General features: G+C 65.1%; 21 protein-coding genes. 10 read left to right on the top strand and 11 right to left on the bottom strand.

Annotated features, from left to right (window positions below):
- The first annotated feature begins 39 nt into the window (after positions 1–39).
- Entirely contained in the window at positions 40–966 is a 927-nt protein-coding gene (locus CLM60_RS10820; RefSeq protein ID WP_176473857.1) for a LysR family transcriptional regulator, read from the top strand.
- On the opposite strand, the gene CLM60_RS10815 is transcribed toward CLM60_RS10820, so the two are convergent.
- From CLM60_RS10815 to CLM60_RS10805, 3 genes are all read right to left on the bottom strand, one after another.
- Entirely contained in the window at positions 967–2,976 is a 2,010-nt protein-coding gene (locus CLM60_RS10815; RefSeq protein ID WP_095589151.1) for an acetyl/propionyl/methylcrotonyl-CoA carboxylase subunit alpha, read from the bottom strand. It abuts the gene before it with no gap.
- Positions 2,969–3,607, bottom strand: a complete 639-nt coding sequence (locus CLM60_RS10810; RefSeq protein WP_141246494.1) for a hypothetical protein — start codon at positions 3,605–3,607, stop codon at positions 2,969–2,971. The genes CLM60_RS10815 and CLM60_RS10810 overlap by 8 nt, the downstream gene beginning before the upstream one ends.
- Positions 3,608–3,711: 104 nt before the next feature.
- Positions 3,712–4,149 carry a thermonuclease family protein gene (locus tag CLM60_RS10805; RefSeq protein ID WP_176473856.1) on the bottom strand — a complete coding sequence of 146 codons (438 nt, stop codon included), beginning with the start codon at positions 4,147–4,149 and terminating at the stop codon, positions 3,712–3,714.
- A 209-nt stretch (positions 4,150–4,358) separates the two neighbouring features.
- Between CLM60_RS10805 and CLM60_RS10800 the strand changes: the two genes are divergently transcribed.
- Positions 4,359–5,003: a hypothetical protein gene (locus CLM60_RS10800; RefSeq protein ID WP_095589148.1), complete on the top strand. Its 645-nt coding sequence runs from the start codon at positions 4,359–4,361 to the stop codon at positions 5,001–5,003.
- A 38-nt stretch (positions 5,004–5,041) separates the two neighbouring features.
- Here the strand turns inward: CLM60_RS10800 and CLM60_RS10795 are convergent, their stop codons facing one another.
- Positions 5,042–6,649 (bottom strand): carboxyl transferase domain-containing protein, encoded by a 1,608-nt coding sequence (locus tag CLM60_RS10795; protein WP_095589147.1) that lies wholly within the window; start codon positions 6,647–6,649, stop codon positions 5,042–5,044.
- Between the two features lie 161 nt (positions 6,650–6,810).
- Between CLM60_RS10795 and CLM60_RS10790 the strand changes: the two genes are divergently transcribed.
- The gene (locus CLM60_RS10790) at positions 6,811–7,425 is read left to right on the top strand and encodes an OmpW/AlkL family protein (protein WP_095589146.1); all 615 of its coding nucleotides are present in this window, start codon (positions 6,811–6,813) and stop codon (positions 7,423–7,425) included.
- Between the two features lie 59 nt (positions 7,426–7,484).
- Here the strand turns inward: CLM60_RS10790 and CLM60_RS10785 are convergent, their stop codons facing one another.
- Positions 7,485–7,964, bottom strand: a complete 480-nt coding sequence (locus CLM60_RS10785) for a lysozyme inhibitor LprI family protein (protein WP_176473855.1) — start codon at positions 7,962–7,964, stop codon at positions 7,485–7,487.
- A 287-nt stretch (positions 7,965–8,251) separates the two neighbouring features.
- On the opposite strand from CLM60_RS10785, the gene CLM60_RS10780 reads away from it, so the two are divergent.
- Complete coding sequence (locus CLM60_RS10780) at positions 8,252–8,635, top strand: hypothetical protein (protein ID WP_095589144.1); 384 nt, start codon at positions 8,252–8,254, stop codon at positions 8,633–8,635.
- A 20-nt stretch (positions 8,636–8,655) separates the two neighbouring features.
- Here CLM60_RS10780 and CLM60_RS10775 read toward each other — a convergent pair whose 3' ends face one another.
- A complete protein-coding gene (locus CLM60_RS10775; RefSeq protein ID WP_095589143.1) occupies positions 8,656–9,819 on the bottom strand; it encodes an isovaleryl-CoA dehydrogenase in 1,164 nt (387 codons plus the stop codon).
- Between the two features lie 11 nt (positions 9,820–9,830).
- A complete protein-coding gene (locus tag CLM60_RS10770) occupies positions 9,831–10,412 on the bottom strand; it encodes a TetR/AcrR family transcriptional regulator (RefSeq protein WP_095589142.1) in 582 nt (193 codons plus the stop codon).
- Positions 10,413–10,584: 172 nt separating this feature from the next.
- Between CLM60_RS10770 and leuB the strand changes: the two genes are divergently transcribed.
- Positions 10,585–11,691: a 3-isopropylmalate dehydrogenase gene (gene leuB, locus CLM60_RS10765; protein ID WP_095589141.1), complete on the top strand. Its 1,107-nt coding sequence runs from the start codon at positions 10,585–10,587 to the stop codon at positions 11,689–11,691.
- A 77-nt stretch (positions 11,692–11,768) separates the two neighbouring features.
- Positions 11,769–12,740: an MBL fold metallo-hydrolase gene (locus CLM60_RS10760; protein WP_095589140.1), complete on the top strand. Its 972-nt coding sequence runs from the start codon at positions 11,769–11,771 to the stop codon at positions 12,738–12,740.
- A gap of 158 nt (positions 12,741–12,898) precedes the next feature.
- Here the strand turns inward: CLM60_RS10760 and arsJ are convergent, their stop codons facing one another.
- From arsJ to CLM60_RS10745, 3 genes are read right to left on the bottom strand one after another with little or no spacing between them, the layout of a single operon-like run.
- Positions 12,899–14,119, bottom strand: a complete 1,221-nt coding sequence (gene arsJ, locus CLM60_RS10755; RefSeq protein WP_095589352.1) for an organoarsenical effux MFS transporter ArsJ — start codon at positions 14,117–14,119, stop codon at positions 12,899–12,901.
- Between the two features lie 29 nt (positions 14,120–14,148).
- Positions 14,149–15,159, bottom strand: coding sequence for an ArsJ-associated glyceraldehyde-3-phosphate dehydrogenase (locus tag CLM60_RS10750; RefSeq protein ID WP_095589139.1), 1,011 nt, complete (start codon positions 15,157–15,159; stop codon positions 14,149–14,151).
- Between the two features lie 34 nt (positions 15,160–15,193).
- On the bottom strand, positions 15,194–16,045 hold the full coding sequence (locus tag CLM60_RS10745) for an arsenate reductase/protein-tyrosine-phosphatase family protein (RefSeq protein ID WP_095589138.1): 852 nt from the start codon (positions 16,043–16,045) through the stop codon (positions 15,194–15,196).
- Positions 16,046–16,202: 157 nt separating this feature from the next.
- On the opposite strand from CLM60_RS10745, the gene CLM60_RS20930 reads away from it, so the two are divergent.
- The 3 genes from CLM60_RS20930 to CLM60_RS10735 are packed head-to-tail and all read left to right on the top strand — an operon-like array spanning position 16,203 to position 17,176.
- On the top strand, positions 16,203–16,349 hold the full coding sequence (locus CLM60_RS20930; protein WP_176473854.1) for a hypothetical protein: 147 nt from the start codon (positions 16,203–16,205) through the stop codon (positions 16,347–16,349).
- A 60-nt stretch (positions 16,350–16,409) separates the two neighbouring features.
- Entirely contained in the window at positions 16,410–16,748 is a 339-nt protein-coding gene (locus CLM60_RS10740) for a TfoX/Sxy family DNA transformation protein (RefSeq protein ID WP_095589137.1), read from the top strand.
- 29 nt (positions 16,749–16,777) lie between these two features.
- On the top strand, positions 16,778–17,176 hold the full coding sequence (locus tag CLM60_RS10735) for a DUF4112 domain-containing protein (protein WP_095589136.1): 399 nt from the start codon (positions 16,778–16,780) through the stop codon (positions 17,174–17,176).
- Here CLM60_RS10735 and ndk read toward each other — a convergent pair.
- Positions 17,173–17,595: a nucleoside-diphosphate kinase gene (gene ndk, locus CLM60_RS10730; RefSeq protein ID WP_095589135.1), complete on the bottom strand. Its 423-nt coding sequence runs from the start codon at positions 17,593–17,595 to the stop codon at positions 17,173–17,175. The genes CLM60_RS10735 and ndk overlap by 4 nt on opposite strands.
- Positions 17,596–17,704: 109 nt before the next feature.
- Between ndk and CLM60_RS10725 the strand changes: the two genes are divergently transcribed.
- Entirely contained in the window at positions 17,705–19,546 is a 1,842-nt protein-coding gene (locus CLM60_RS10725; RefSeq protein ID WP_095589134.1) for an ABC-F family ATP-binding cassette domain-containing protein, read from the top strand.

Genomic DNA, 19,546 nt, shown 5'->3' with positions numbered 1-19,546 from the left:
GATATAAGAACATCTAATATCCGCAATCGGGGGCCAGCCATGGACCGCATGAACGCGCTTGAAACCTTTGTCGCCGCCGTCGATACCGGCAGCCTGAACAAGGCCGGCCGCGCCGCAGGCGTGACGCAATCGGCGGTCAGCCAGCAGATCAAGGCGCTGGAAAGCCTGTTCGACCAAGAGCTTCTGCGCCGCAGCCCGCAGGGCGTGCGCACCACCGATTCCGGCCAGATCGTGTATCAGCACGCGCAGAAAATCCTGAACAATTACAAAAGTCTACTGGATGAGATCGACGCGCTTAGCGGATCACTGCACGGCACGATGCGGATCAGCGTCAGCAATTTCCTGGGCCGGATGATCGTGGGACCCGCGCTGGTCGATCTGAACCACAGCTATCCCGAGCTGGATCTGGTCATCAAGATCGAGGACCGCCGCGTCGATGTCGTGCGCGAGAATTACGATCTGGCGGTGCGGACCGGCGTTCTGGGCGATACCGACGGGATATCACGAAAAATTGCAACGTTGGACACGATCCTGTTCGCCGCGCCCGGCTATCTGGACCAACAGGGCGCCCCGACCTGCCCCGACGACCTGGCGCGGTTCAAGTTCATCCATATCAACGAACACACCAATGTCGCCCGCATCCCGCTGGAAAAGGACGGCACCACGACCGAGGTCGCGATCCCCGTGGGCCTGATCACCGACAGCCCCGAGCTGTTGAAACAGGCGGTGCTGCGCGGTGCCGGGCTGACCCGCGCGCCCCGGCTGATGGTCGAGGATCAGCTGCAGGACGGCACGCTGGTACAGGTGCTGCCCGAATACCGGGTCACGTCCAAGGATATCCATCTGGTCTATCCCCGCCGCAGCGCGATGAACACGCGGCTGCGGCTGGTGGCGCAGACCCTGTGCAAGGCGCTGGCGGCCTATCCCTTTGTCACGGTCCTGACGGACTTCAGCGATCCCGGCTGATCACGCCTCTTCCGGTTCAAGGCGCAACAGAACCGCACCATCGCTCACCTGGGCATTGGGTTCGGTCAGCACCTCGGCCACGGTGCCGTCGCGCGGCGCGGTCAGGGTGTGTTCCATCTTCATCGCCTCCAGCACCAGCAGCGGATCGCCCTTGGTGACCGCCTGACCGGCGGTGGCGGCGACGACCTTGACCTGCCCCGGCATCGGCGCGATGACCGCATCGCCCCCGGCGTCGCCCTCGGCCCCGCCATCCAGCGGGTCGGGCACGGCAAAGACATGCGCCTGCGGCCCGTCGAACAGCGTGATCCGCGCCCCGTGCCGCACCAGATCGACGCGGGACAGCCCGCCCGGACCGTCGATCCGCAGGCCGGTTTCCCCATCGGGGCTGACGTGCAGCGCGACGGTATCGCCGGTTTCGGCATCGGCCACGACGACCTGTCCCGGCCCGGTCACGGTGACATCGCGGACCAGCATCGCCCCGGCGTGATCCAACGTCACCCGATGGCGCAGCGGCGACCATTGATGCCAGCCATCCACCCGCGCCCAGGGATCGGTTGCGCGCGGCGCGCGGTGCAGGTTCAGCGCCGCACAGGCGGCGATGGCGACCTGCACCGCCGTCGGTTCGGGCGCGTCGGTCAACGTCTCCAGATCGCGCGCGATCAGGCCGGTATCGACCTGCCCCGCATTGAACCTCTGATGCGCGGCCAGCGCCGACAGAAAGGCCACATTGGTGGTCGATCCCGCCACGTGGCATTCGGCCAGCGCCCGGCGCAGACCCGCCAGCGCGGTAGGCCGATCAGCCCCGTGCACGATCAGCTTGGCAATCATCGGGTCGTAATAGGGGGTGATCGTATCGCCCGGCCGCACGCCCGCATCGATCCGCACCGGCCCGTTGGCGAAGGTCACGCCAGCGGGAAAGGCCAGGTGATCCAGCGTGCCGGTCGCGGGCAGAAAGCCCTTGGGCACATCCTCGGCATAGATGCGCGCCTCGAACGCATGGCCGGTGAAGGTCAGGTCATCCTGCGCAAAGGGCAGCGGCGCCCCCGCCGCGACGCGCAGTTGCAGTTCGACCAGATCGAGGCCGGTGATCGCCTCGGTCACCGGGTGTTCGACCTGAAGCCGCGTGTTCATCTCCATGAACCAGAACCCTTCGGCGCGCAGCCCGCGCGCGCCATCGGCGATGAATTCGACCGTCCCGGCGCCCTGATAGCCGATGGCCTTGGCGGCCTCGACCGCCGCGCGGCCCATGGCGGCGCGCACCTCGGGCGGCATGTCGGGCGCGGGCGCTTCCTCGATCACCTTCTGGTGGCGGCGTTGCAGGGAACAGTCCCGCTCGAACAGGTGGACCACATTGCCATGGGCATCGCCAAAGACCTGGATTTCCACGTGGCGCGGCTGGGTGATGTATTTCTCGATCAGACAGGCGGGGTCGCCGAAACTGGCCGCGCCCTCGCGCTGTGCGCCCTCAAGCGCGGCCTTGAAATCGGCGGGGCTTTCGACCAGCCGCATCCCCTTGCCACCGCCGCCCGCGCGGGCCTTGATCAGCACCGGGTATCCGATGGCGTCGGCCTCTCCGGCCAGGAAATCGGCGTTCTGTTCGGCGCCGTGATAGCCCGGCACGACCGGCACGCCGGCCTGTTCCATCAGCGCCTTGGCCGCGTCTTTCAGCCCCATGGCGCGGATCGCGTCGGCAGGCGGCCCGATGAAGACCAGCCCGGCGGCGGTCACCGCATCGACGAAATCAGGGTTTTCCGACAGGAAGCCATAGCCGGGATGGATCGCCTGCGCGCCCGTGTCCAGCGCCGCCTGGATGATCCGGTCGCCCAGAAGGTAGCTTTCACCCACAGGCGCGGCCCCGATATGCACCGCCTGATCGGCCATCGCCACATGGGCCGCCCCCGCATCGGCATCGGAATAGACCGCCACCGTCGCCACGCCCATCCGGCGGGCCGTGGCCATCACCCGGCAGGCGATCTCGCCCCGGTTCGCAATCAGGATCTTGTCAAACATCCGCCTCTTCCCTTGTGATCGACCAGTCGCGCGCTTTCACCTCCAGCGCGTCGTCCCGGAAATAGAAATGAAAGTGCCGCGTCCCCTGCCCGGCCACATGGACCCAAGGTGTCGGATCGCGCGCATCCGCAGTCTCGCCGGTGATCTCGTAAAACTCGCCCCAATCCAGCCCCGCCCCGCTGAACCGGCATTTGCCGCCATACCAGCCATGATCATTGATCGGAGTCTGGCGATAGCGGCTGCAGTCGGCAAATCGCAGCGTGACCCAAGCTGTCCCGGAATAGGCCCGGTACATATAGGCGTTCGGTCGAAACCGGACGTACAGCGCGGCGTCGTCCGCGTGTATCTGCACATCGGGTGCGTTGGGATGCGCGTTCCAGTCGGTGTTCAGGCGGTGGAACGCGGGCGGGTTTTCAATCGCCTCAAACCAGCGCGGGGTGTCTGCGCCCCATGTGACCGTCAGACGATCGCCGGCGTTGGCTTTGCGGATTTCGTCCGCCGGCGTGTCGACCAGCACAGCTATGCTTCCAAGACCATCCAGTTTGCAACCGGTCAGACAGGACCGCGTGCGCTGCCTGTCGGTCGCCGCGACTACGGCCTGAAACGGGCCGAACGTAAGCACATCGCCCACCTTCGGCACCGCAGTCAGGCGATCCAGAGACAAGACCGTACAAGGCCCGCCTTCGTCTTTGGGCGGAATGGTGAATATGTCTGTCAGACGCGCCCTGCCCGCCATCATTCCACCCCCAACCGATCGCACCAATCGACGCGGGTGCCGCCGGTGTAGCGCACGGCCAACCCCTCGCCGATCAGCGTGTCGCCCACATCGCGGCCATCTGCCGTGATGCGCACAAGCAGGCGGCCGTATTTCTCGCGCCCCTGTCCGTCCAGGGTGACGCGGCCCCTGACCAGCGCGCGCAGACGCTCGGTCGCGCGGGCGCCCAGCGCGGCCTCGGCTGCGCAGCCGGGCGATTTGGTTTCGGGCGTGTCGAACCCCGAAAGCCGCGCAGTTTCGGTCCGGCCCGGGCAGGTCAGTTCCACCGTGTCGCCGTCATAGACATACGTGATCCGGCACCCTTCGACCGACAGATCGTGATAGGGCGCGATCCAGTCGGCCAGCTTCACCAGCGCCAGAAGTGTCACCGCGACATAGGCGATCAGGGTGCTGTCCATCGCCGCCCCCTGCCCTTTGCCAGGTCGCACGCGGCTTTTGCCACGCTGCTGCCACGATATTCGCCGAATGGCCCGATCCGTTCCCCAATTCTGTCGCGAATCCGGTGCAACCAGAAGACGAAACCGGAGGTCCAATGTCTGCCTTGCACAATTCCCCATCCGCCCAGGCCATGCAAAACGCTGTTCGCGAGGCCGCGAAGAAAGACCCATTGGCCCCCCTGACGATGACCGCGCGCGAGGTGATCGATTTCACCATGATCCGGCTGAAGGACGACCGGGGCGTGCATCTGGAAACCGCGCTGGCGATGATCGGCGCGCTGGCCGGGCATCTGTGCGCCGAGATCGGCGTTCAGGCCCGCCGCGCCCTTGGCGACCGGTTCGATCCGCGTGATCTGGAAACCTTTTGCGAGGTTCAGGGCAAGTCGCGGGAACGCTATGTGCTGGGCAACCTTGTCGACCGCTGGATGTTTCAGGAAGGGCGCGGGTTCTGGCCCTGTCTTGCGGCCTTTGCCGATCAGCATGGCGGCGCCATGCCCGACCAGGAGGCGCTGCGCAAACATGTGGTCGAGACGTTCTATAAACCCGAATTCGGCATTCCGCGCCTGCCCGACCGGCACCAGCCCGCTGTCCCGCCGGTGACGCTGCTGCAAAAGCTGGGCGGGGAATATGTGCCGCGCCTGACGCTTTACCTGGACACGCTGACCGATGCGGTGACCGCGCTGGCCTTTGCCGCGCAGACGCTGATGACCGACGCGCTGGCGGCCAAGGTGATGCCGCTGGACATCATGCTGCGCATCCTGGCCGAAAGCGCCGTGCCGATGGCGCGGCTGCACCCCGACGATCTGGAGGCTTAGGGCCCCCGCCTGTCTGATCGCGACGGGCATCTTGCGCCCTACATCCGGAACACGCCGAACCGCGTGTCGGCAATCGGCGCGTTCAGCGCCGCCGACAGGCCAAGCCCCAGCACATCGCGGGTCTTGCGCGGGTCGATGATGCCGTCATCCCAAAGCCGGGCGCTGGCATAAAGCGGGTGGGATTGTTCCGCGAACATGTCGATCGTGGGCTGTTTGAACGCGGCCTCGGCCTCGGCCGACCAAGTGTCGCCCACCCGTTCGATGGCGTCGCGTTTGACAGTGGCAAGAACGCCCGCCGCCTGTTCGCCGCCCATCACACTGATGCGGGAATTGGGCCAGGTCCACAGCAGACGCGGGCTATAGGCGCGCCCGCACATGCCATAATTCCCCGCCCCGAAGGACCCGCCCACCAGCACAGTGAATTTCGGCACCGATGTCGTGGCCACAGCCGTCACCAGCTTGGCCCCGTCCTTGGCGATCCCACCGCTTTCATAGGCGCGCCCGACCATGAACCCGGTGATGTTTTGCAGGAAGATCAGCGGGATACCGCGCTGGCTGCACAGTTCGACGAAATGCGCGCCCTTGACCGCGCTTTCGGAAAACAGCACGCCGTTATTGGCGATGATCCCCACCGGCATGCCCCAGATATGGGCGAAACCGCAGACCAGCGTGGTGCCATAACGCGCCTTGAATTCATCGAAACGCGAGCCATCGACCAGCCGCGCGATCACCTCGCGGATGTCATAGGGGGTTTTCAGATCGGCGGGCACGACGCCCAGGATCTCCTCGGGGTCGTAAAGCGGGTCTTCGGGCGGGGCCAGGTCCAGCTGCGCGGGCTTGACGATATTCAGGTTCGCCACAGCCTGCCGGGCCAGGGCCAGCGCGTGGGCGTCATCCTCGGCCAGGTAATCGGCCACGCCCGACAGGCGCGTGTGCACATCGCCGCCGCCCAGATCCTCGGCGCTGACGACCTCGCCCGTGGCGGCCTTGACCAGCGGCGGACCGGCCAGAAAGATCGTGCCCTGTTCCTTGACGATGATGGTCACGTCCGACATCGCGGGCACATAAGCGCCCCCGGCGGTGCAGGAGCCCATCACCACCGCGATCTGCGGGATGCCCTGCGCGCTCATCTGCGCCTGGTTGAAGAAGATACGCCCGAAATGGTCGCGGTCGGGAAAGACCTCGTCCTGATTGGGCAGGTTCGCGCCACCGCTATCGACCAGATACACACATGGCAGGTGGTTTTCGGCGGCGATCTCCTGCGCGCGCAGGTGTTTCTTGACCGTCATCGGGTAATAGGTGCCGCCCTTCACGGTGGCGTCGTTGCAGATGACCATCACCTCGCGCCCCGCAACCCGGCCGATCCCCGCGATCACACCGGCACAGGGGCTGGCCCCGTCATAAAGCCCGTGGGCGGCGAACTGGCCGATTTCCAGAAACGGCGTGCCGGGATCCAGCAGCTGCGCCACCCGGTCGCGCGGCAGCATCTTGCCCCGCGACAGATGCCGGTCCCGCGCCCGCGCGCCGCCCCCCGCGGCGGCCTGTTCGGCGGCCTGGGCCACCTGTTCCAGCGCGGCCAGATGGCCCGCCCGGTTTTCGGCGAACGCGGCGCTCGACGCCACCGCGGCAGATCGCAATACGGTCATGACTGGCTCTCCCCTTGGCGTGGATGCCGGTCCACGCCGCCTGCTGCGACAATTTGCCGGGCGCTTTGCGGCGCTGTCGCCGCCCCGGTTTGATCCCGATCAAGGCCCGCCCGGCGCCACGGTCCGACAGTGCGGCGCATGGAATGACAAAAGGTAGACCCATGAAACTCCGGACAGTATGCACCACCGCTTTCATCCTGGCCTGCACCACGGCCCCGGTCCTTGCCCAATCGGCGGGCGATTGGACGCTGGGCGTCGGGGTGGGCTATGTCGCGCCCAAGGACGGCAATGGCACCGTGGCGGGCGCGGATGCCAATGTCGGCGACAACCTGCAACCCACCTTCACCTTCGAATATTTCGTGCGCGACAATCTGGGGATCGAGCTGTTGGCCGCGACCCCGTTCAAGCACAACATCTCGCTTGATGGTCTGGGCAAGGTGGCCACCACCCAGCACCTGCCGCCGACCCTGTCGCTGCAATACCACTTTGCCAACAACAGCGCCTGGACGCCGTTCCTGGGCGCGGGCGTGAACTATACCAAGTTCTTCAACACCGACAGCAAGGGCGCGATCACGGGATCCGATGTCGATCTGGACGACAGCTGGGGCGTCGCGCTGCATGCGGGTGTGGATTACAAGATTTCCGACAACGGGTCGCTGCGGATGGATCTGCGCTGGATCGATATCGATACCGATGTCGAGCTGAACGGCGTCGATGTCGGGACCGCCAAGATCGACCCGGTGGTGTTTGGCATGTCCTACGTCCACCGGTTCTGATCTTATCACCTCCCCAGGTGCAAGGCCGTCCTTCGGGGCGGCCTTTTGCATCTGCCGGATCATTCGAACATCCCCCGCTTGGCGCGCAGCTCGATCGCGCGCTCGGCGGTCAGCCGCATCAGGCAATCGGTGCCCGCGATATGACGCATCGAGCCCGACCCCCAAAGCGCGTATTCCAAACCGCATTCGGCGTCACGGAAAGCGATCCAGGCCCGCTGCGCCGCCAGCAGATTGTCCGCGCGGGTGGCGTATTCGGGAAAATTGATGGCCTCATCCACATCCGCCGCCTTGGCCCAGGCCATCGTCGCCTGATATTCGGCGTTCAGATGTGCGTCCCAGGCTTCGGCTTCAGCCTGGTTGCAACCCGCCATGCCAATGGTCGTCTGCCCGCCCTCTTCCATCTCCATGCAGGCGGTCGTGGCGACCCCGATGCAATCGGCCGCGGCCACGGTGCCGCTATTGGCGAAACAGGCGTCGACCAGCGGGCCGTAACGGGCCAGGAGCTCTGCGTCGGCATGGGCCGAAGCGGCGGCAAACACCGAAATCAATCCGGCAATCGCACATATGTGGCGCCTTGCGTGCCCGATCATCTGTGATCCCCCCAACACACCGCGCCAAGCCGTGCCGCATCAGGGCTTGCCCCGAATCGCGCATCGGCGCTAACCAGCGCACCCGTAATCGCACGATCAGTGAGGGCAAAATGCTGCTGAGATCGTACATGACCGACCGAAAGCCGCCCGCAACTCGCATCTGAGTTTCGCGGGGCGATGCCCCTCACCCTTTTCACATTCTGAAAACGGACCTGCCTGCGTGGCGGGCAAATGTCATGTATATCCGATTTGTCACCGACATTCGGGACGATTTGGCGCGCACCGAAATGGGGATTTTCCAATCGGGCTGGCCAAACCGCGTCACCGACTGGCGTATCACAGAGTTGCAGCGCGAGTATGATTGGTTCAACCGCCACCTTGCCGTGCCGCGCCGATTTCACATGCGGCCCGGGCGCAAAGGCCATCGCGCGGGCGTGTGCTGGTTCCGCCCCGAGGCAACGGAACACATCACCCGCGCGCGTTACATCGCCTGGCTCCTGTCCGATATGGGCGTTCCGGTGACGGAGCTGCGCAACCGCGATCCGGGCACCCGGCTGTGGCAGGACACCCATCAGATCGTCGCGCTGACCGACCGGCGCGCGCCGAACCGGCTGCACTAAGCTCTGGTCGGGGCGGTGGCTCACCCCATCGCCCCCATCAGCTCGCGCCCGATCAGCATCCGGCGGATTTCGGATGTGCCCGCGCCGATCTCCATCAGCTTGGCGTCGCGGAAGATGCGCGAGACCGGCGTTTCGCTCATGAAACCCGCGCCACCCATCGCCTGCACCGCCTGGTGGGCGACGGTCATCGCCTCCTCGGACGCATAAAGCACACAGGCCGCCGCGTCCTGGCGCGTGACCTGCCCCCGGTCACAGGCCCGCGCGACCTCATAGACATAGGCGCGCGCCGAATTCATCTTGGTGTACATGTCGGCGATCTTGCCCTGCATCAGCTGGAAGTTCCCGATGGGCTGGCCGAACTGCTTGCGCTCGGCCAGGTACGGCATCACCTCGTCCAGACAGGCGGCCATGATACCGGTGCCGATGCCCGACAGAACCACACGCTCGTAATCCAGCCCCGACATCAGAACGCGCACGCCCTTGCCTTCCTCGCCCAGCACGTTTTCGAACGGCACCTCGACATCGTCGAAGATCAGCTCGGCCGTGTTCGACCCGCGCATCCCCAGCTTGTCGAAATGCGGGCTGGTCGAAAATCCCTTCATGTCCTTTTCGACGATAAAGGCGGTGATCCCCTTGGCCCCCGCATCGGGATCGGTCTTGGCATAGACGACCAGCGTGTCGGCATCCGGCCCGTTGGTGATCCAGAATTTGGTGCCGCTCAGGGTGAAATAGCCGTTCCGCTTTTCCGCCCGCAGCTTCATGCCGACCACGTCCGAACCTGCGCCGGCCTCGGACATCGCCAGCGCGCCGATATGCTCGCCCGAGATCAGCCGCGGCAGATATGTCCGCTTCTGTTCCTCAGTGCCGTTCAGCTTGATCTGGTTCACGCACAGGTTCGAATGAGCGCCATAGGACAGGCTGACCGACGCACTGGCGCGCGCGATTTCCTCGACCGCGATGACATGCGCCAGATACGACATACCCGCACCGCCATAGGCCTCGGGCGTGGTGATGCCCAACAGGCCCAGCTCGCCCATCTCGCGCCACAGCTCGTTGGGAAAGGCATTGGTACGGTCGACCTCGGTCGCGATGGGCTTCACCCGCTCCTGCGCCCAGCGATGCACCATGTCGCGCAACGCGTTGATCTCTTCCCCCAGGTCGAATGTCATGGATGCGGTGAACATGGTTTCCTCCCTCACACGCATTGAACCGCGCGCAAAACCAGCGCGGCATAATAATTCTCGATCTTCGTCTTCGACAGGCGCCCGCCCGACCGGTACCAGGTGTTGACCCCGGTCAGCATCGCCAAAAGCGCCATCGCCGTCACATGCGGGTCGTCGACGGTGAACGCCCCCGCGGCGGCGCCCTCCTCCAAAATCGCCTTCAGCGCCCCTTCATAGGCGCGGCGCTGCGCCTCGATCCGGACAAACAGTTCGGGCACCAGCGCGCGCAGCTCCATATAGGACAGGAAAACCTCGTCCGGCCGCTCGATATGGAACCGGATGTGGAACCGCGCGAACGCCTCCAGCCGCGCGGCCGGTTCGGCAGGCAGGGCCGCAGCCTCCCGCTCCCAGGCCTCGGCCAGCCGCTCCATATGCTCGCCCAGAAGCGCAAACAGCAACTGCTGCTTGTTCGGAAAGTGATTATAGATCGCCCCGGGCTGCACCCCCACCGCGCCTGCGATGTCGCGCATCGACACGGCCTCATAGCCACGCGCCGCGAAAAGCCGCAGGGCCTCGGCGCGAATCATATCCTTGGTGCGGGCGGGTCGGTTCATGCCCCGATAATAAATGAACGTTCATTCATATTCAAGCACCCCGCCCCCTTCATTGCTCCGCAAAATACTCCGGGGTTTGGGGCAGCGCCCCAAGAACCCTGCCACTGGACCTCCCCGCGCGAACAGGGCAAAACGCGCCAAACGAATCCCGCGACATCACAGGAGCACCGCCATGTCCAACCCTTCCCTTCTGATCCTCCCCGGCGACGGCATCGGCCCCGAGGTCATGGCCGAGGTCCGCAAGATCATCGACTGGTTCGGCGCCAACAAGGGGCTGACCTTCGACGTGACCGAGGATCTGGTGGGCGGCGCGGCCTATGACAAGCACGGCACGCCGCTGCACGATGACACGATGGCCAAGGCGCAAGAGGTCGACGCGGTCCTGCTGGGCGCGGTGGGCGGCCCGAAGTACGACGGCCTGGATTTCAGCGTGAAGCCCGAACGCGGGCTGCTGCGCCTGCGCAAGGAAATGGACCTTTACGCCAACCTGCGCCCGGCGCAATGCTTCGACGCGCTGGCCGATTTCTCGTCGCTGAAAAAGGACGTGGTCGCGGGGCTCGACATCATGATCGTGCGCGAGCTGACCAGCGGCATCTATTTCGGTGAACCCCGCGGGATCTTCGAGGAAGGCAACGAGCGCGTGGGCATCAACACCCAGCGGTACACGGAATCGGAAATCGAACGCGTCGCGCGCTCGGCCTTTGAACTGGCCAAGCGGCGCGGCAACAAGGTCTGCTCGATGGAAAAGGCCAATGTGATGGAATCCGGCATCCTGTGGCGCGAGGTCGTGCAGAAAGTGCATGACGAGGAATATGCCGATGTCGAACTGTCGCACATGTATGCCGACGCGGGTGCGATGCAGCTCTGCCGCTGGCCCAAGCAGTTCGACGTGATTGTGACCGACAACCTCTTTGGCGATCTGCTGTCGGACGCCGCTGCGATGCTGACCGGCTCCTTGGGCATGCTGCCCTCGGCGTCCTTGGGCGCCCCGATGGCCAATGGCCGGCCCAAGGCGCTTTACGAACCCGTCCACGGCTCGGCCCCCGATATCGCGGGCCAGGGCAAGGCGAACCCCTGCGCCTGTATCCTCAGCTTCGCGATGGCGTTGCGCTACAGCTTCGATCAGGGCGAAAACGCCGACCTGCTGGAAAAGGCGGTCGAAAAGGTGCTGGCCGACGGCGTGCGCACAGCCGACCTGCTCCAGGCCGAGGGCGAGACCCCGGCCTCGACCGCCGATATGGGCGATGCGGTGATCGCGGCACTGGCCGATCTGTCCTGATCCGGGCGGCGCGTGAACTTCCGGTTTGATCGGCGGACATATTCAAATATGTTCAGATCAAACCGGGAGGAACCACCATGCCGCTGATCAAACCCAACCGCCGCGATCTTCTGAAACTGGCCGCCCTGGCCCCCGCGCTGGCGCTGCCTGCTACGGCCCGCGCCGCGCTGACCGGCCCGGGTGATGCCGGCAACCCGCCCTATTTCCGGTTTACGGTCGGCTCGGCCCGGATCACCATCGTGTCCGACGGGCGCCTGCAACTGCCCGCCGCCGGGGTCAGCACCAATGCGGACCCGGACGAGGTGATGGCGTTTCTGAAATCCCATCGGCTGTCGACCGAGGAAAACTATTCCCACACCAACCATGTGGTGATCGAGACCGGCGACAACGTGGTGCTGGTCGATGTGGGCTCGGGCAACCGGTTCCTGGACACGGCCGGGCGGCTGCTGGCCAATCTGGACGCGGCGGGCATCGACCCCGCCAGCATCACCCATGTGGTCATCACCCACGCCCATCCCGATCACATCTGGGGCATCCGCGACGATTTCGACGAGCCGATCTTCCCCGACGCCGAATACGTGATCGGCGCGGGCGAATACGATTGGTGGATGCAGGACGGGCTGGCGGGCTCTGTCCCGGCCGAGATGCAGCAATTCGTCGTGGGCGCGGTGAATTCGCTGACCGCCGACGGGCTGGACTGGACCATGGCGCAGGACGGGCACGAGGTCGTGCCGGGCGTCACCCTGATCCCCACCCCCGGCCACACGCTGAACCACATGTCGATCCGCGTCGAAAGCGACGGCCAGCAGCTGATCGCGCTGGGGGATTGCATGACCCACGCCTATGTCAGCGTCGAGCGCCCCGACTGGCATGGCGGCTTCGACCAGGACGGCGCGATGGCGTCCGAGACCCGCAAGAAGATCCTGGACATGGCCGCCACGGACGAGATCGCGGTCGTGGGCTATCACTTCCCCTTCCCCGGCGTCGGCCACGTGATGCGCGACGGCGACGGCTATCGCTTCGTCCCCGCGATCTGGCGGTGGGAGTGAGCGGCGTCTCGGAAACCGGGAAAGTATAAGCGCCATACGATGAATCAAGCCCCGCCCGGCGGCACCGCCGGGCCGCGCCGACCCGCCCCCCAGGGCGGCGCGATTGCGCCACCCTCGGGTCGGTCGCGGCCCTCAATAATTTGCAGCGAGGCGTGCCGCTAATCCAACCGCCGCACGATCAGGAAACTCAAGCCCGCCATCGCGCCCGCGGTGGCCAGACACAAGGGCAGCCCGCCCAGTTGATAGCTGAGGCCCGACAGCAGCGTGCCCAGAAGCCGCCCGGCGGCGTTCGACATGTAATAGAACCCCACATCCATCGTGACCCGCTCGGCCTGGGTGAAGGCCAGGATCAGATAGGAATGGACCGAGGAATTCACCGCAAAGACAAAGCCGAACACCATCAGCCCCGCCACAAGCGTGACCGTCAGCCAGCCGGCCGGTCCGCCCGCCACCAGCGCGGCCAGCGCCAGCGCAAAGGGGATCAGCGTCAGCAGGCCCACCCATGTGGCGGCCTGCCCCACGATCCGGCTTAACGGTTTGTCCTTTGCCCCCAGCAGCTTCGGCGCCCAGGCCTGCACCGCGCCATAGGCAATGATCCACAGCGCCATGAACGTCCCGATCTGGAAGAACGCCGCGCGGTTGCCCGCGTGACTGCCATCGGACAGGACCGCATAGAAATAGATCGGGATGCCCACCACGAACCACACGTCCCGCGCGCCGAACAGGAACATCCGCGCCGCCGACAGCCGATTGATCCGCGCGTCCTTGGAAAAGACATCCTTGAACTTGGCACTCTTCTTGCCCCGCGGCAGACCCGCGGGCATGAAGAGCGCCACCGCCCCCAGGATCACCGCCAGCACCACCGCCATGGCATAGATCGACGGCGTGAACCCGAACGCGGCCAGCAACGCGGCACCCAGCAGGAAGCCAAACCCCTTGACCGCGTTCTTCGATCCGGTCAGCACGGCGACCCAGCGGAACAAAGCGCCGTCGCCGTCTGGCGCCAGCAGCTTCACCGCCGATTTCGACGACATCTTGGCCAGATCCTTGGCCACGCCCGACGCACCCTGCACCACCATGACAAAGGCGACCGACCCCCAGACCGACCAGCCGGGATCAAGCTGCGCCAGCATCAGCAACGCCGCGATCTGGATGCCCAACCCTGCGTAAAGCGTCGATGTCAGCCCGAACCGCGCCGCGATCCAGCCCGCGCTCAGGTTCGTGACCATGCCCATGAACTCATACAGCAGGAACAGCCAGGCCAGCTGGATCGGCGAAAACCCGATCGTGTGGAAATGCAGCAGCACCAGCATCCGCAGCGCCCCATCGGACAGCATGAACGCCCAATAGGCCGCCGTGACCGCCACATAGGCCGCCATCCCGTCGGGTTTCTGCGCCGCGCGGTCGGTCACAGGCTGTCCGCCACCATCTGCGCCACGTCCCGCAACCGGCAGACATAGCCCCACTCATTGTCATACCAGGCATAGACCTTTACGTGCCGGCCATTCACCACCCGCGTCGACAGCGCATCGACAATGGTCGAGCGGTCGTCATTGGTGAAATCGCAAGAAACCAGCGGGCGCGGCTCGTATCCCAGAATGCCCTTCAGCGGGCCCTTGGATGCGTCTTTGAACAGCGCGTTCACCTCCTCCGCCGTGGTGTCGCGCGCGACATCAAAGACGATATCGGTCAGCGAGGCGTTCAGCAGCGGCACCCGCACCGCATGGCCGTCGATCCGGCCCGCCATGTCGGGAAAGATCTGGATGATCGCCTTGGCCGAGCCGGTCGTGGTGGGGATCAGCGAGTTCAGCGCCGAGCGTGCCCGGCGCGGGTCCTTGTGCGCCCGATCCACGATGGTTTGCGTGTTGGTCACGTCGTGGATGGTGGTGAAGCTGGCCTGTTCGATCCCCAGATGATCGCGCACCACCTGCACCACCGGCGCGATGCAATTGGTGGTGCAACTGGCAGCCGTCACGACCCGGTGCGTGCCCGCGTCGTAAATCCCGTGGTTCACGCCATAGACGATATTGGCTGCGTCCTCTTCCTTGACCGGGGCCGACACCACGACCTTTTGCACGCCCGCGTCGAAATAGGGTGCCAGTTTGGCGTTGGTCTTGAACGCGCCGGTGCAGTCGATCACCAGATCGACGCCCAGTTCGGCCAGCGGCAGATCCTCGATCCGGCGTTCCTGGGTAAAGCGCATGGGCTGGCCATTCACCGTCAGGCTGCCCGCTTCATGTTCGACCTCGGCCCGCCAGCGGCCATGCACGGTGTCGAATTCCAGCAGCATCGCATGCTGTTCGGCATCCCCGCCGATATCGTTGACCAGCACGACCTCGCCCGGCAGGCCCTTGTCATGCATGGCGCGCATCAGCAGCTTGCCCATCCGGCCCAGGCCGTTGAGTGCAATCGTTACCATCTGCTCTGTCCCCTTTTGTCGTTCCGCCCCTGTCCTAGGCGGTTTCCGTGTCATCCATGCGACTGATGTCATCGACCCGCGCCTGCAGCGACAGCCGGTCGAGCTGCGCAATGGGCAGCGCGGCAAAGGCCTCGACCCGGCGGCGCATCGCGCCATAGGTCTGGGCGAAGGCCAGCCCCCTTTCGGCCCGGGTCCCCTGCACCTTGACCGGGTCGGGCAGCCCCCAATGCCCGGTGACGGGCTGGCCCGGCCAGGGCGGGCAATCCTCGTTCGCGGCGGTGTCGCAGACGGTAAAGACGAAATCCATCTGTGGGGCATCCGCGCCCTGAAACTCCGACACGTTCTTGGACCGCAACCCGTCGGTCGCGTGCCCGTTCAGCCGCAACAGCTTCAGCGTATAGGGGTTGGGCGCCGCGCCGGGGCGGGTTCCGGCGGAAAAGACGTTGAACCGCGCCCCGCCCAGATCGCGCAACAGCGCCTCGGCAAAGATCGAACGGGCGGAATTGCCCGAACAGATGAACAGCACGTTATAGGTCGTCTGGGTCATGGCAAATCCTCCGCTTGCCAGGGCGTGCGCGGTTTCAGGCGCGCACAGATCGGGCCGACCACGACAGCAATCGGCCACCAGGAAATCCACCAGCGCGCCCATCCCCGCCAGATCGATCCGATAGAGGATCGAGGTGCCCCGGCGTTCCGCCGTGACCAGTCCCGCACGGGCCAGCGCGCCGACATAGACCGACAGCGTGTTGGGCTTCAGCCCCAGCGCCTGTGCGATCTCGGTCGCGGGCACGCCTTCGGGCGCGCGGCGGGCCAGCAGCCGCAGCACGGCCAGCCGACCGGGATGGCCAAGGGTGTTCAGGGTTTGGGCGGCGCTATCTAATTCCATAATTCACGAATATTGGAATTAAGTGATTCCCACAACCGGGAAACCCACCGATCACGCGGATTCACATCCGGAAACATTTTGTGTCGCATTTGGCGGTCATATCGTAACAAAATTATGATATTCTGATGCTGTGCTTGGCGAGTGAAGGAGACCAGTTATGGATCGTCAAAAAGACCAATCGGCAATTCCGCCGCAACAACAGCAGCAGCAACAGAGCCCGGTGCAGGCGCGGGCAAAAACAGAAACAGATCAAATCGAAGCGGCCAAGGCCCCGTATGTCTTTCAGGACTGGGCCAGCTTCTGACGCGCCTTTCCGCGCTTTGGGTTTCGGGCTAGGATCGGGTCACGCAATCAGGTGATCCCGATGTCCGAACCGGTTTCGACAATACGCAATCTCGGCCCCGCGATGGAGGCCGCGTTTGCCAAGGTGGGTATCAACAGCGCGCAAGAGCTGCGCGCTTTGGGCACCGATGCGGCCTATGCCCGGCTGTTACAGGCCGGACACAGGCCGCATTTCATCGCCTATTATGTGATCGAGATGGGCCTGCAGGGCCGCCCCTGGAACGACTGCAAGGGCGCGGAAAAGGACGTCCTGCGCGCCCGGTTCGATGCGCTGAAAGCCGCGCGCAAGCCCAATCCCAACAGCGAACTGGAACGGATTCTGGACCGGATCGGGGTCCGAAACCGGCAGCGCGCCCTTTAAATTCCGGCCATCGTCCCCATATCAATGTTATGGACAGTAACATTGAAGCACGGATCATAAGACTCGAAAAACTTGCCTATAACATGGAAAATCTGGTGCCCCTGCCCGGCACGGGGCTGCGGATGGGGCTGGATGCGATGGTGGGGTTCGTGCCCGTGGTGGGGGACCTGCTGCCGCTGATCCCGGCGGGCTATATCATCCATCAGGCCCACGATCTGGGCGCGACCCGGCGGATGCTGATCCGCATGGGGCTGAACGTGGGCATCGACGTGGTGATCGGCCTGGTGCCCGGCATCGGTGACATCTTCGACATCGCCTGGAACGCAAACACGCGCAACGTCGCCCTGCTGCGCGGCTATCTTGAAACGCAAACCGCCCACGCCGATTGGGCGCGGGCGGCTGTCATTCTGGATGGAGAGGTCGCTTAGCCGACCAGTTCCAGACCCGAGAAGAAATAGGCGATTTCTTCGGCAGCGGTTTCCGGCGCGTCCGAGCCATGCACCGAGTTTTCCCCAACCGACTGGGCAAATTCCTTGCGGATGGTGCCGTCGGCGGCCTCGGCGGGGTTGGTGGCGCCCATCACTTCGCGGTAAGCGGCGATTGCGTTTTCACCTTCCAGCACCTGCGCCACGATCGGCTCGGAGATCATGAACTCGACCAGCTCGCCAAAGAAGGGGCGATCCTTGTGCACGCCATAAAAGGTTTCGGCCTGCGCCTTGGTCAGGTGGATGCGCTTTTGCGCCACGATCCGCAGGCCGGCGGCCTCGATCTTGGCGTTGATGGCGCCGGTCAGGTTGCGCTTGGTGGCATCGGGTTTGATGATGCTGAAGGTGCGTTGAATGGCCATGTCGGTCCTCGTTTCAGGCATGTTGTTCGATTGCCGCCCCCCTAACATGCACCTTGCCGCTTGAAAAGCGGCGATTGACGCCGCCCGCGCCCTGCGGCACACCCGCCCCATGCTCAGGATCGAAGATATCAGTTACGCCATCGCCGGACGGCCCCTGTTCGAAAACGCCAGCGCGGTGATCCCGGCGGGTCACAAGGTGGGGCTGGTCGGGCGCAACGGGGCGGGCAAGACCACGCTCTTTCGCCTGATCCGCGGGGAACTGGCGCTGGAAGGCGGGGCAATCACCCTGCCCGCCCGTGCCCGCATCGGCGGTGTGGCGCAGGAGGTGCCATCGTCGGATGTCAGCCTGATCGACACCGTGCTGGCCGCCGACACCGAACGCGCCGCCCTGATGGCCGAAGACACCGACGACCCCACCCGCATCGCCGAGATCCAGACGCGGCTGGCCGATATCGACGCCTGGAGCGCCGAGGCGCGCGCGGCCTCGATCCTCAAGGGTCTGGGCTTCGACGATGCCGACCAGGCGCGGCCCTGCTCGGATTTCTCGGGCGGGTGGCGGATGCGCGTGGCGCTGGCCGCGGTGCTGTTTGCCCAGCCCGATATCCTGCTACTGGACGAACCGACGAACTATCTGGACCTTGAGGGCGCGGTGTGGCTGGAAAGCTATCTGGCGCGCTATCCCTATACGGTCATCATCATCAGCCACGACCGCGGTTTGCTGAACCGGGCGGTCGGCGCGATCCTGCATCTGGACGACCGCAAGCTGACCCTGTGGCAGGGCCCCTATGACCAGTTCGCCCGGCAACGCGCCGAACAGCGCGCCGTGCAGGCCGCGCAGGCGAAAAAGCAGGAGGCACGCCGCGCCCATCTGCAAAGCTTCGTCGACCGGTTCAAGGCCAAGGCCAGCAAGGCCAAACAGGCCCAGAGCCGCGTGAAGATGCTGGAAAAGATGACGCCGATCACCGCGCCCGAGGATGCCGCGCGCGTGGTCTTCACCTTTCCCACGCCAGAAGAGCTGTCGCCGCCGATCATCGCGCTGGAAAGCGCCTCGGTGGGCTATGACGGCAAACCGGTGCTGGGCCATCTGAACCTGCGCATCGACCAGGACGACCGGATCGCCCTGCTGGGCAAGAACGGTCAGGGCAAATCGACCCTGTCCAAGCTGCTGTCGGACCGGCTGCCCGCGATGGGCGGGCGGATGACGCGCTCGGGCAAGCTGCGCATCGGCTATTTCGCGCAGCATCAGGTGGACGAGCTGCATGTAGACGAAACCCCGTTGCAGCACCTGCAACGCGAACGCCCCGACACGCATCAGTCGAAGCTGCGGGCGCTGCTCGCGGGGTTCGGGCTGGGCGCGGATCAGGCCGACACCGCCGTGGGCCAGCTGTCGGGTGGGCAAAAGGCGCGGCTGTCGCTGCTGCTGGCCACCCTGCCCGCGCCGCATCTGCTGATCCTCGATGAACCGACCAACCACCTGGACATCGAAAGCCGCGAGGCGCTGGTCGAGGCGCTGACCGCCTATTCCGGGGCGGTGGTGCTGGTCAGCCACGACATGCACCTGCTGTCGATGGTGGCCGACCGACTGTGGCTGGTGAAGGACGGGCGCGTGACGCCGTATGAAGAGGATCTGGAAGCCTATCGCGCGCTGCTGCTGGCGCGCGACAAGCCCGCGAAAGCCACTGCGGCGCCCGCCAAGCCCAAGCGCCCGGGCAAAGAGCAGATCGCCGCCCTGCGGTCCGAGCTGCGCAAATGCGAGGCGCGGGTCGAGAAGCTGAACGAGATGCGCGACAAGCTGGCGGTCAAACTGGCCGACCCCGAGATTTACGAGCCCGAACGCAACGGCGACCTGCAGGTCTGGCAGAAGAAATATGCCGAGGTGATGGACGGGCTGGACCGGGCCGAGGCGCTGTGGATGTCGGCGCTTGAAAAGCTTGAAACGGCCGAGGGTTAG

It is taken from the genome of Actibacterium ureilyticum, assembly GCF_002285435.1.
GTDB classification, from domain to species: Bacteria; Pseudomonadota; Alphaproteobacteria; order Rhodobacterales; family Rhodobacteraceae; genus Actibacterium_C; species Actibacterium_C ureilyticum.
This window is presented reverse-complemented; position numbering and strand designations above follow the sequence as displayed.